10 protein-coding genes are annotated in these 12,567 nt (G+C 70.9%); 6 read left to right on the plus strand and 4 right to left on the minus strand.

The genetic code is table 11. From position 1 onward, the window contains the following. Positions 1 to 4 precede the first annotated feature (4 nt). From ACRDTB_RS04075 to ACRDTB_RS04085, 3 genes are all read right to left on the minus strand, one after another. A complete protein-coding gene (locus ACRDTB_RS04075; RefSeq protein WP_431428553.1) occupies positions 5 to 1,618 on the minus strand; it encodes a tryptophan halogenase family protein in 1,614 nt (537 codons plus the stop codon). Between the two features lie 57 nt (positions 1,619 to 1,675). Beyond that, positions 1,676 to 2,206 (minus strand): flavin reductase family protein, encoded by a 531-nt coding sequence (locus tag ACRDTB_RS04080; protein ID WP_431428554.1) that lies wholly within the window; start codon positions 2,204 to 2,206, stop codon positions 1,676 to 1,678. Between the two features lie 687 nt (positions 2,207 to 2,893). After that, positions 2,894 to 3,181: a hypothetical protein gene (locus ACRDTB_RS04085; protein ID WP_431428555.1), complete on the minus strand. Its 288-nt coding sequence runs from the start codon at positions 3,179 to 3,181 to the stop codon at positions 2,894 to 2,896. On the opposite strand from ACRDTB_RS04085, the gene ACRDTB_RS04090 reads away from it, so the two are divergent. The 6 genes from ACRDTB_RS04090 to ACRDTB_RS04115 all read left to right on the plus strand — a co-directional run bounded on the left by ACRDTB_RS04090 (position 3,063) and on the right by ACRDTB_RS04115 (position 10,499). After that, positions 3,063 to 3,704, plus strand: coding sequence for a hypothetical protein (locus ACRDTB_RS04090; protein ID WP_431428651.1), 642 nt, complete (start codon positions 3,063 to 3,065; stop codon positions 3,702 to 3,704). The two genes, ACRDTB_RS04085 and ACRDTB_RS04090, sit on opposite strands and share 119 nt — an antisense overlap. 179 nt (positions 3,705 to 3,883) lie before the next feature. Next, positions 3,884 to 4,057, plus strand: coding sequence for a hypothetical protein (locus ACRDTB_RS04095; RefSeq protein ID WP_431428556.1), 174 nt, complete (start codon positions 3,884 to 3,886; stop codon positions 4,055 to 4,057). A 144-nt stretch (positions 4,058 to 4,201) separates the two neighbouring features. Further along, positions 4,202 to 6,355 (plus strand): glycoside hydrolase family 15 protein, encoded by a 2,154-nt coding sequence (locus ACRDTB_RS04100; protein ID WP_431428557.1) that lies wholly within the window; start codon positions 4,202 to 4,204, stop codon positions 6,353 to 6,355. A gap of 154 nt (positions 6,356 to 6,509) precedes the next feature. Next, entirely contained in the window at positions 6,510 to 7,436 is a 927-nt protein-coding gene (cysD, locus tag ACRDTB_RS04105) for a sulfate adenylyltransferase subunit CysD (protein ID WP_431428558.1), read from the plus strand. Beyond that, entirely contained in the window at positions 7,436 to 9,343 is a 1,908-nt protein-coding gene (gene cysC, locus ACRDTB_RS04110; protein WP_431428560.1) for an adenylyl-sulfate kinase, read from the plus strand. Before cysD ends, cysC begins: the two co-directional genes overlap by 1 nt. Before the next feature lies 1 nt (position 9,344). Next, positions 9,345 to 10,499 (plus strand): hypothetical protein, encoded by a 1,155-nt coding sequence (locus ACRDTB_RS04115; protein WP_431428561.1) that lies wholly within the window; start codon positions 9,345 to 9,347, stop codon positions 10,497 to 10,499. Positions 10,500 to 10,525: 26 nt separating this feature from the next. Here the strand turns inward: ACRDTB_RS04115 and ACRDTB_RS04120 are convergent, their stop codons facing one another. Next, on the minus strand, positions 10,526 to 12,481 hold the full coding sequence (locus ACRDTB_RS04120; protein ID WP_431428562.1) for a GTP-binding protein: 1,956 nt from the start codon (positions 12,479 to 12,481) through the stop codon (positions 10,526 to 10,528). Between the last annotated feature and the right edge of the window lie 86 nt (positions 12,482 to 12,567).

Genomic DNA, 12,567 nt, shown 5'->3' on the forward strand with positions numbered 1-12,567 from the left:
CGGCTCAGACGCTCAGGGCCGCCTCCGGCTCCCTGTTGTGCAGCCGGCACAGGTACTCGTAGGTCGTGGGCAGCGTCTCCAGCAGCTCCCGCTGGCGCTTCTTGATCCGCTCGAAGACGGGCTCCGCGCGGCGCTCCGCGTCCGGCCGGTAGGTCAGCGCCGGCAGGGCGTGCTCGGGCAGGAAGTTCAGGCCGGCGAAGATGCAGTAGTAGCTGCCGTTGGTCCAGAAGTTGTGGAACTCGGCGTCGAAGTTGTCGTAGTAGGTCGACTCGTCCGTGATCGGCATGTTCACGGCCAAACCGGCCCGGTACATGGCGATCTTCTCCTTGAAGTCGTCGGCGAGCGCGATCTCCTTGTTGGCACGCCAGAACTCGGAGTCGTTGCGCGGCGCGAGGGCGAAGTGGGCCTGGATGAAGTCACGGGTGTCGTCGAACATGATCTCGATCTCCCGGTTGAACCGGTCGACGAGGATCTGGTCGAAGTTCTTGTCCGGGAAGTGCTTGGCCAGCTGGTAGATCGCGGCGGTGATGAAGTAGATCCCGCTGGACTCCAGCGGCTCCAGGAAGAACGACGACAGGCCGATGCCCACGACGTTCTTCACCCACGAGCGGCGGTTGCGGCCGACCCGGAAGCGCACGTGGTTCAGCGGTTGCTCGGTCGGGTCCAGCCCCCACATGCGGCAGAAGTCCTCGGTCGCCTCGTCCTGGGAGGTGAATCGGCTGGAGTAGACGTAGCCGGTGCCGAAGCGGCCCAGCATCGGAATCTTCCACGTCCAGCCGGCCTTCATCGCGATCGCCGAGGTGTACGGCTCGACGCCGTTGGCCGCGTCGTCGTTGGGCACCTGGGACGCCACCGCGCGGTCGTTCACCAGGTGGTCGGACATGTCGAGGAACGGCTCCTCCATCACCTGGTTCATCAGCAGGCTGCGGAACCCGGAGCAGTCGATGAACAGGTCGCCCTCGATGATCGGACCCTGCTCGGTACGCAGGCCTGTCACGAACCCGCGGGAGTCACGTAGCGCCTCGGTCATCTTGTCCTCGACGTGGCGCACACCCAGGCGCCCGGTCGCGAACCGGCGCAGGAAGTCGGCCACCAGCTGGGCGTCGAAGTGCCAGGCGTAGTTCGTCCACTTCGTACCGTCGTGCTCCCGCGGTGCCAGCATCGCGTCGCACACGGGGGTCTCCCGGTAGCACGCGTAGTCGTAGGGCTCGTCGGTCAGGCCGAGCTGGCGCTTGTAGGCCCAGTAGTGCGACAGCGGCAGCTGCTCGTGGTTGGGCAGCAGCCCGAAGAGGTGGTCGAAGTGGTCCGGCCGGCCGTTGTGGGTGCGCGCGCCGGCCTGGCTCGGCCCGTCCGTGCGCCAGTTGATGAACCGGACCCCCATCTTGAAGCTCGCGTTGACCTCCCGCATCCACTCGTCCTCGGAGATACCGAGGTAGCGGAAGAACGCGCGGTGCAGGTTGGGAACCGTCGCCTCGCCCACCCCGATGCGCGGGATGGCCGGCGACTCCAGCACCGTCACGTTGACCGTCGGGCCCAACGCCTTCCCCAGATAGGATGCCGTCATCCATCCCGCAGTGCCCCCGCCCAGGATGACGACGTTCTTGATCCGGTTGTCCATCGGCTGTCCTTCACAGTTGACGAAAGGTTGTCAGCGCAGGGAATTCGTGCGCGCGGCTCACGCACCGGTCCAGGCCGCGTAGGAGCGCAACCCGTACATCAACGGGTTCTGCGGCCTGGTGAGCACGCCGTCAACCTGCCCGAAGACAACGACGTGGTCGCCGGCCACGGTGGCCTCGACCACGTCGCATTCCGCGACCGCGTGCGCGTCGGACGTGAGCCATGGCAGCCCGCGTCTCGGCGTGCGGTCCCAGTGGACCGCCGCGAATCTGTCCCGGACGGCCGAGGCGAACACCTCGGCGGCCCGTCGACCTCCGGCATGCAGCAGGTTGACCGCGAACGTGCCCTGACGCAGCACGGAGGCGAGCGTCTGGCTGTGATTGTGCAGGCAGGCCAACAGGATCGGCGGCCGGAGGCTCACACTGCACATCGACGTGCACGTCAGACCGTGCGGGGTGCCGTCGGGGTCCTGAGTGGTTACCACGGTGACCCCGCTGGGGAATACGTTCATCAGCTCGCGGAAGTCGGTGTCACCCACGCCGGACCGGGTGGTCGTCCATTCGACTTCCGACGTCGCCGTTTCTGTCATCCGCCCGATCACCCTTTGCGTAGGCACGTTCGTATGCGGCAATTTCGGTTGGCGGCTCTATGCGGATCGGTGATTAACGATCCGCTCTTCCGTGCGGCGAGAGTCTAACGCCCATAAGCAAATATCTCGCTGCCCCAGCATCTGCCGCCGGCGGCGACTACGGACCGTGTGCGCCGCGCGGTCCTTTCGCTTGCGCGCACCGGGTTTTCGGTGATGCACTCGAGAGCCGCCGGTCGTTCCGATCTTGGAATCGCCGCGGGGATGCCAGCTCGAACAGTACTTTTGCTTGTTATGCAACATTTCTCGGCGACGCCGCGATAGTGTGCGCGGCGGCGGCACGGCGCGTAGCCGCCCCGTCGTGCCGGCCGGCGCGACGACGCCGGCGGACCGACCAGCACAGTCCGAACAGGACGATCGCGTCCGAAGAGGCGGTACGTTCGTGCGACGTCTGACGCCGGACCGGTCGGCCTTTCGGTGGTGTGGTCACACCGCCATGTGGCCCGGGCCGAAAGTCGGATCCGGAAACCGCCTACTGGGCGTGTTCACCCGATGATCAGGCTGGTCGCCGAAACCGGACCGCGATGAGCGACGAACGAGGGTTGTGGTGGTGGTGTCGATCGTGCTATTGGCACGGCGTCGAATCCGAACAGGACACTCGTGGCGCGGCGTACGGTGGCCGCCTGAGGATCAGCGTGGTCGCCGCGGCGCGGGAGAACGAGCAGCCACCGACCGAGGCGCCGAGGTCGCGGCGACGGCGGACCGGTTGGGGTACGGCGAGGTCTGACTCGGCGAGGGACCCACCTGGGACGCGTTCGCGCTGGCCGCCGCCGTCGGCGCGAGGACCGCGCGGATCGCGATCACCGCCGGGTCGGTGCCGGTACCGGTGCGCGACCCGCTGACGATCGTGCGCGGGGCCGCCTCGGTCGAGGCCACGATCGGCCGGCCGGTCGGCGTCGCGCTGGGCACCTCGAGCATCCGGGTCGTGGAGGGTGTGCACGGCCGGTCGCGCGCGCACCCGGTCGGCGACCTGCGGGACAACAGCGCCGCCGCCTACGTCGCCCACCGGCGCGGGGAGTGGTTCGGCGCCACCGACGCGCACGGCTTCCGCCGCCGCCTCCCGCCGCCTCCCGCCCGCCACCGGCCCGCTCACGACTCCCCCTCGCAGGCTCGATGGAGCCGCTCGCGGTCGCCCCGTGCCGATGGTCCGCTCGCAAGCTCGCTCACGACTCCCCCTCCCAGGCTCGGCGGAGCCGCTCGCGGTCGCCCCGTGCCGATGGTCCGCTCGCAAGCTCGCTCACGACTCCCCCTCCCAGGCTCGATGGAGCCGCTCGCGGTCGCCCCGTGCCGATGGTCCGTTCACAAGCTCGCTCACGAGTCGCGGCGTTCGGCGACCGGGCCATCCGGATCGCGGCGCGGTATGCCGATCGGATGCTGCTGGACCTCGTCTCCGTCGACCACAGGTCCGCGAGCTGCGCGCCAAGCTCCACGCCGCGAGTGAGCGCCCGCCGGCGCGCCTGGCCGCCCGCGCCGTCGACCCGGACGACGCCGCCTACGCGCAGCTGACGCGCGTCCTGGTCGGATACCTGCCGGTGCGCGAGTACCAGGACGTGTTCGTGGCCGCCGGGTTCGGCGCGGCCGTCGGACCTCGCGCGGCGGGGCGCGACCGGCGACGCGCTCGTGGCCGCGCTGCCCACCGATGCCGCCCGCGTGGTCGGCCTGGTCGGTGCCGCGGCGACCGTGCGAGCCCGGATCGCGGAGTACGCCGGCCTCGACGAGGTCGCCGTCGTGCCGGCCACCGCCGGGGATCCGGGCGGCGAGCGCACGCTCACCGCACTGGCGGGTCCACAGTAGACAGTGTTGGTGATCACGCGGCGGGACGTGGCGTCAGGCACCTTTGGTAGGTGGTGCGCTCCCGCGCCACCCACCTAGCATCGGCCGACTCGTTCTCCGTCTGGAAGGAACGTCGTGCGGTTGACACACCGTCATCGGAGAAGTGTGCTGTTGGGGGCCCTGTCGGCGGTCGTGGCGATGGTGAGCGCCGCGACGCCGGCCATCGCCAGCGGAGGTGACGCACCCGGCGGGCCCGGGGACGAGGCGGTCTACCAGCCAGCCGACAAGGAGGCGTTCGGCACCACGCACGGCGGCGCGGAGAGCCCCGTGTGGTTCACGCTCGGCGGTGGCCGGATGACCGAGGTCTTCTACCCCGACCTGAGCACGCCCGCCGTGCGTGACCTGCAGCTCGTGGTCACCGACGGGCAGACCTTCACCGAGCGGGCGCAGGACGTCGACGTGCGTACCGAGCCCGTGTCCAACCACGGCCTCACCTTCCGCCAGGTCGCCACCGGGACCGGCTGGCAGGCCGAGACCACCTACGTCACCGACCCGCGGCGGGCGAGCGTGCTGGTCGACGTGACCCTGCGGTCGCAGCGGCCGCTGCAGGCCTACGTGCTCTACGACCCGGCGCTGTCCCGCGAGGGCAACGACGACAGCGGCACGAGCGGGACCGAGTTGGTCGCCTCCGACGCGGCCACGACGAGCGCGCTGGTCGCCGAGGGCGGGTTCGCCGCCACCTCGACCGGCTACCTCGGCACCAGCGACGGCTGGACCGACCTCGCCGACGATCACACGATGGACTGGACGTACGGCAACGCCGGTCCGGGCAACGTCGTGCAGACCGGCAAGCTGAACCTCGACGGTGTCCAGAACGGCCACGACACGCTGGTCCTCGGCTTCGGCAAGAACCGCGACGAGGCCGTGCGGACCGCGAACAGCACGCTGTCGGCCGGTTTCCAGACCGCCGCGTCCGCGTACGCCAAGAGCTGGCGGGACTACCTCGGTAGCCTGAAGCAGCCGCCGAAGAGCGTCGACTCCCGCCACGAACGCCAGGTCTACGACAGCTCGCTCATGATGCTGGCCGCCTCGGAGGACAAGACCCATCGCGGCGCGTACATCGCCGCACCGGGATTCCCGTGGGCGTTCGGCTTCGACCGACAGATCGCGCCGGAGTTCGGCTCCTACGCGCTGGTCTGGCCGCGCGACCTCTACCAGATCGCGACCGGACTGATCGCCGCCGGCGACGAGGAGGGCGCCAACCGGGCGCTGGACTACATGCTGACCGTCCAGCAGCAGCCCGACGGGCACCTGGCGCAGAACACCCGGGTCACCGGGGAGCCGTACTGGACCTCGATCCAGCTCGACGAGACCGCGTCGCCCATGCTCCTCGCCTGGCTCCTCAACCGCACCGACGCGTCCACTCTGGACGGTCTGCGCAAGGCCGCCGAGTTCATGGTGAACTACAGCAAGGACGGCAACACCGCACCGTGGACCGAGCAGGAGCGCTGGGAGAACCAGAGCGGCTACTCCCCCGCCACGATCGCGGCCGAGATCGCCGCCCTGGTGTGCCTCGCGGACCTGCTCGAGCGGTCGGGCGACAGCGTGGGCGCGAAGCGCTACCTGGACATCGCCGACTCGTGGGCGTCGTCGGTGGACGGCTGGACGGTGACCAGCAACGGCCCGCTCTCGCCGGACCCGTACTACCTGCGGCTGACCAAGGACGGCAAGCCGAACCAGGGCACGAAGTACAACCTCGGCGACAACAACCCGGGTGAGGTCGACCAGCGCACGGTCGTCGACCCGAGCTTCCTCGAGCTCGCGCGGCTCGGCGTGAAGCCCGCCGACGACCCGGCCATCGTGAACACCGTGGGCGTAGTCGACGCCGAGCTCGGCGAGCGGACGCCGGCCGGCCAGCTGTGGCACCGCTTCACCAGCGACGGCTACGGCGAGCAGGCGGCCGGCGGGCCGTGGGACGTCGTCTGGCCGACGCCGGAGCCGACCCGCACGTACGGCCGGCTGTGGCCGATCTTCAACGGCGAGCGCGGCGAGTACGAGCTGCTCGCGGGCGACCCCGAGTCGGCGCGCGAGCGGCTGCGGACGATCGCGGCCACCGCGAGCGACAGCCTGATGCTGCCCGAGCAGGTATGGGACAACCGCCCGCCGGCACCGGAGGAGCGGCCCGGCACCGGCACCACGTCGGCGACCCCGCTCATCTGGACGCACGCCCAGTTCGTGCGGCTGGCGTGGTCGATCGAGGAGGGCCAGCCCGTGGAGCGCCCGTCCGTCGTGGCGTGCCGCTACGCGCAGACCTGCTAGAAGGACGACTGGCCCAACGGCACTGCCCGGGAGCCACCACCGCCGATGACCGGCGATGGTGGCTCCCGCCGTCTCGGCTCCCAGGTCGGACCAGCTACTCTTGCCGACCGAACTCGGTCACCGAACACATCGCGACAATGAGGATGGAGCGCACGTGCCTGTCGAGGCGGAGGAAGCCATCTCGCCCGAAGCCGTCCTGGACGTACTCGAGGCGGAGGCCATCCACATCCTGCGCGAGGTCGCCGGGGCGTTCCGCCGGCCCGTGCTGCTCTACTCCATCGGCAAGGACTCCTCGGTCCTGCTGCACCTCGCGGTCAAGGCGTTCGCGCCCGGGCCGGTGCCGTTCCCGGTCGTGCACATCGACACCGGCTGGAAGTTCCGGGAGATGATCGACTTCCGGGACGCCACCGCGCGGCGGCTGGGGCTCGACCTGCAGGTGCACACCAACGAGCAGGGCCGGGCCGACGGCGTCACGCCGTTCACCCACGGCTCCCACGAGTACACGCGGATCATGAAGACCGTCGCCCTGCGCCAGGCACTGGACGAGGGCGACTACGACGCGGCGATCGGCGGCGCGCGCCGCGACGAGGAGCGCTCCCGGGCCAAGGAGCGGATGTTCTCCCTCCGCGAGCCCGGCCACCGCTGGGAGCCCCGCAAGCAGCGCCCGGAGTTCTGGCGCAGCGCCAACACCGAGCTCGCCGACGGCCAGTCGATGCGCGTGTTCCCGCTGTCCAACTGGACCGAGCTCGACGTGTGGCGCTACATCAGACGCGAGGCCATCCCGGTCGTCCCGCTGTACTTCGCCGCGCCTCGTCCGGTCGTCGAGCGCGGCGGCCAGCTGATCATGGTCGACGACGACCGCTACCCCCTGCACGAGGGCGAGCGTCCCGAGCAGCGCCTGGTCCGCTTCCGCACGCTCGGCTGCTACCCGCTCACCGCGGCCGTCGAGTCGAAGGCCGAGAACCTCGACGAGCTCATCGACGAGATGCGCGCGGACCGCCGCTCCGAGCGCGCCGGCCGGCTCATCGACGGCGAGGGCGGCAAGTCCATGGAGAGCAAGAAGGCGGAGGGCTACTTCTGATGACCCTCACCAGCGAGTCCCCCGCCCGCCCCGAGCACGAGCACCGGCCCGTCTCGGTCCTGCGGCTCATCGCGTGCGGCTCGGTCGACGACGGCAAGTCCACGCTGATCGGCCGGCTCCTCGCGGAGACCAACAGCGTCCCCGAGGACCAGCTCGACTACGCCCGGCGCACCCGCCGCGGCGGCTCGACCGTGCCCGCCGGCGAGGTGGACTACTCCCTGCTCACCGACGGCCTCGAGGCCGAGCACGAACAGGGCATCACGATCGACGTCGCCTACCGCCACCTCGACCTGCCCTCGGGCCGGCGGGTGATCATCGCGGACGCGCCCGGCCACGAGCAGTACACCCGAAACATGGCGGTCGCGACCTCGACCGCCGACGTGGCGCTGCTGCTCGTCGACGCCACCAAGGGCATCCGCGCGCAGACCCGCCGGCACCTGGCCGTCTGCGCGCTGATGGGCGTGCGCACCGTGATCGCCGCGGTCAACAAGCTCGACGCACGCGGCTTCGACCATGTGCTGCACGAGGAGCTCGCGGGCGGGGTGCGCGCCGCCGCGGCTGGCTTCGACGTCGAGGACGTGGAGGTCATCCCGGTCAGCGCGCTCAGCGGGGACAACGTGATCGCCCGCTCGGCGAACATGCCCTGGTACCACGGGCCGACCGTGCTCGGCGCGCTGGCGGCCTGGCAGCCGCCGGCCCCGAAGATCGCCGACGGCGACGACAGCGGCTTCCGGCTGCCCGTGCAGTACGTCGTCCGCGCCGGGGACTTCCGTGGTCTCGCCGGTACGGTCGTCGGCGCGCCGGTTCGCCCCGGTGACCCCGTGGTCGTCGCCGGCAGTGGCGCGGCGTCGACCGTCGAGCGGGTGCTCGGCCCCGACGGCGAGGTCGACCGGGCCGACCCGGGCACTCCGGTGACGGTGACGCTGGCGAGCGAGCTCGACGTGCGGCGCGGCGACCTGCTCACCACGCCGCCGGCCACCCGGGGCGCCCTGCAGCCGGCGACCGCGTTCTCCGCGCACCTCGTGTGGACCGCCGACGAGCCGCTCGCCCACGGCCGGTCCTACCTGCTCCTGGCCGGCCCGCTCATGGTGCCCGCCGTGGTCACGACGATCCGCGGCAAGCTCGACGTCACGTCCGGCGAGCAGCTCGCGGCCCGCACGCTCGGCATCAACGAGATCGGCACGGTCGAGCTGAGCACCGACGGCGCGATCTCGCTCGACCGGTACGACGCCAGCCGGGACACCGGCAGCTTCCTGCTCGTGGACCGGGTCAGCAAGGACACCGTCGCCGCCGGCATGATCCGTTACGCGCTGCGCCGCGGCACCAACATCGTCCCGCACGATTACGCGGTCGACCGCGCCGCGCGCGCCCGCCTGAAGGGCCAGCAGTCGCGGGTCATCTGGCTGACCGGCCTGCCCGGCGCGGGCAAGTCCACGATCGCCGACGCGCTGGAGCGGCGGCTGCACGGCATGGGCCTGCACACCTACGTGCTCGACGGCGACAACGTCCGAGGCGGACTGAACAAGGACCTCGGCTTCACCCCGGAGGACCGCGCGGAGAACGTGCGACGGGTCGCGGAGACCGCGCGGCTGCTGCTCGACGCCGGCCTGATCGTCATCGTCGCGCTGGTGTCGCCGTTCCGCGCGGACCGGATGGTGGCCAAGAGCCTGTTCGAGGCCGGCGACTTCGTGGAGTGCTGGGTCGACACCCCGGCCGAGGTGTGCGCCGAGCGGGACCCGAAGGGGCTCTACGCCAAGGCGAAGGCCGGCAAGCTGCCCAACATGACCGGCATCGGCCAGGGCTACGAGACGCCGGAGCACCCGGACCTCGTCGTCGACGGTGCCGGCTCGCTCGAAGAGACCGTGACCCGCCTCGTCTCCGTCCTCGTCCTCGTCCAGGGAGCCTGACATGGCGCGGCAACGCGTGTTCCTGCACATCGGCTCACCGAAGACCGGCACCACCCACCTCCAGGAGGTGCTGTGGTCCAACCGCCGCGCGCTGCGTGAGGCCGGTGTGCTCTACCCCGGCAAGCGGCCCGACGCGCACTTCCTCGCCACCCACGATCTGCGCGGTCTCAAGTGGCACGGCCACGTCAACCCGGACGTGGCCGGCGCGTGGGACCGGATCGTCAACCAGGTCCGTGCCTGGCCCGACACGTCGATCGTCTCCCACGAGATGCTCGGCAGCGCCGCCCCGGACGCGATCACGCGCGCCATGCGCTCGCTCGCCGGCCTCGAGGTGCACGTCGTGCTCACCGCCCGCGACCTCGCCCGCCAGGTGCCCGCGGTGTGGCAGGAGGACGTCAAGAACTGCGGCCGGCTCACCTTCGGCGAGTTCACCCGCTCACTGCGCTGCCTGGACGACTCGATCGACCCGTTCTTCGCGAAGACCTTCTGGAGCTACCAGGACCTGCCGGCGGTGCTGCGGAACTGGGCGGGCGACCTGCCGGCCGAGCGGGTGCACATCGTGACCGTGCCGCGCGGGGCCGCACGCGACGAGCTGTGGACGCGGTTCGCGACGACCGTCGGCATCGACCCGGCGAACCGGCCGGTCGAGGTCGACGTCAAGAACCCGTCGATGGGCGTCGTGGAGACCAACGTGGTGCGGCGGCTCAACGACCTGCTCGTCGGCAACATGGAGTGGCCGACGTACCAGAGCCTGGTCAAGAACCTCCTCGCGGTGGACGTGCTCGCCGCGCGGCCCGGTTCGACGCCGCTGCGGCTGCCGGCCGAGGACCAGGACTGGGTGCTGCAGAAGGGCAAGGAGATCGTCCAGGCGCTGCGCGAGGCCGGCTACCAGGTCACCGGCGACCTCGACGACCTGCTGCCGACGGCCGGCGGGCAGGAGCCGCGTCACCCCGACGAGGTGACCGACACCGAGATGCTCGACGCGGCGATGTACGCGGTGGCCGGGCTGCTGCACCGGCTCGACCTGGAGCGCAAGCAGGCCGACGAGTCACGCGCGGAGCTCTCTGACCAGCTCGTGCCACGGCCGTTCCGGTGGGCGATCGACCGGTACCGCGACGCACGGGTGCGGCTGCACGCGTTCAAGCAGTCCCGCTGAATGCCCGAATGCCCGGAAGGCGTCCTTCAGGACGCTGGACGACCTGAAGGACGCCTTCCAGGCGTTGCGGCGGTCCGCGGGCGGCTCGGCACCGGCCCGGTGACCGACCGGTAGTGGTCGAACTCGTACTCCAGCACCCCCTCGCCGCGCGTCCACGACGGCAGCAGCTGCGCCAGCTCGTGCACCGCGCCCGCCGGCACATCGCCGTCCACGAGATACGCCGTGCCCACCGGATACGGCGTCGATGGGACCGCGCGCAGCCGGGCCAGCGCCGGCAGCACCACGCCGAGCGTGTCCGCCGGGATCTCCAGGCGGAAGCGGTGCATCGGCTCGTACACCACCGTGCCCGCCCGCCGCAGCGCCGCCATCAGCACCAGCGGCGTGAGGTTGCGGAAGTCCCCGGCCGTGCTGGACATGCTCTTGTCGAACTTCTGGTGCGCGTGGCTCTGCCTCGGGTAGTAGCCGGAATGCGTCATCGTGACCACGCAGTCGAGCACCTGCCAGCCGTGCGGGCCCTGACCGAGGACGTCGTGCACGGTCTCCTCCACCGCCTTGAAGAAGGCATACGGCATCGACCCGAGCTCGACCTCCAGCCGGAACTCCACGCCGCTGCCGGCCGGTGCCGGGTCCACCCGCAGACCGACCTGGGCGAGGAACGGGTTGGGCGCCTTGCCGATCAGCTCGAAAGCCGCACCCGTGCCGGCCGGCCGCTCGACGCAGATGGTGGTCGTCTCGCGGAACGACACGGCGAGGCCGAACTCGTCGGCGAGCGTCGCCTGAATGACCTCCTTCTGCACCTCGCCGTAGAGCGACACGGAGATCTCCTGCCGGAGCTCGTCGAGCCGCAGGTCGATCAGCGGGTCCTGCTCGGCGAGCTGGACGAGCGCGGCATGCAAAGCGCCCTTGTCGGCCGCACGGATCGGGACGACCACGGTCTCCAGCGTCGGCGGGGCGAAGTGGTGCTCGCCCGCCGCGCGGCCACGACCGATCGTGTCCCCGATCCGGATGTCGCGCAGGCCCCACAGCCTTCCGACCTGCCCGGCCACGACGGCCTTCCGCGGCACGGCCGTGCCGTCGTCGAACACGCCGACCGAGGTCACCTTGCCGCGCTTGCCGTCGCCGAACCGCACGCTGTCACGTAGCCGCACGGTGCCGGCGAACATCCGCACGTAGGCGATCTTCTCCCCCACCGGCCCACGCTCCACTTTGAACACCGTGCCCGACACCGGTGCGTCCGGGTCCCCTTCGGTGGCAGGCAGCAGCGTGGCGATGCCCATGCTGAGCTCGTCGACGCCGGTCCCGGTGATCGCCGAGCCGAGGTACACGGGGTGCACGAGCGCCCGGCCGGTCTGTGCCACCAGCTCCTTGCGCAACCGGTCGCCGGGCACCCCGCCCTCCAGGTACGCCGCGAGCAGCGCGTCGTCGTGTTCGGCGAGCACCTCGGCCAGCCCCGGCGGGTTCCCGGGGCAGGGCACGGCGCGGGTGGCGCGGGTGCCGAGCCCGGTCGCCGCCGTCATCGGGACGATCGCCGGGGTGAGCTTGCCGGCGATCGCCCGCAGCACGCGGTCGGTGTCGGCGCCGACTCGGTCGATCTTGTTGACGAAGATCAGCGTCGGGATCCGCAGCCGCCGCAGGGTCCGCATGAGGACGCGGGTCTGGGCCTGCACGCCCTCGACGGCGGAGATCACCAGGACCGCGCCGTCGAGCACGCCGAGCACCCGCTCCACCTCGGCGATGAAGTCCGGGTGACCGGGTGTGTCGATCAGGTTGACCGTGACGTCCCCGATGCGGAAGGAGACGACCGCGGACTTGATCGTGATGCCGCGTTGCCGTTCCAGCGCCAGGGAGTCGGTCTGGGTGCTGCCGTCGTCGACGCTGCCGACCCGGTCGATGATCCCGGCCGCGTGCAGCAGCCGTTCGGTCAGACTCGTCTTGCCGGCGTCAACATGGGCGAGGATTCCCAGGTTCAGGGTGCGACTCAAGCGTCATGTCCTCTGGGTAGACGGAAATGCCAGATGGGATGGACATGAACGCTGCTCGCATGTTCCTCTCCTCGGTCGCCTGCGGG

The organism is Actinophytocola sp. (assembly GCF_050699935.1).
In the GTDB taxonomy this organism is placed as follows: Bacteria; Actinomycetota; Actinomycetes; order Mycobacteriales; family Pseudonocardiaceae; genus Actinophytocola.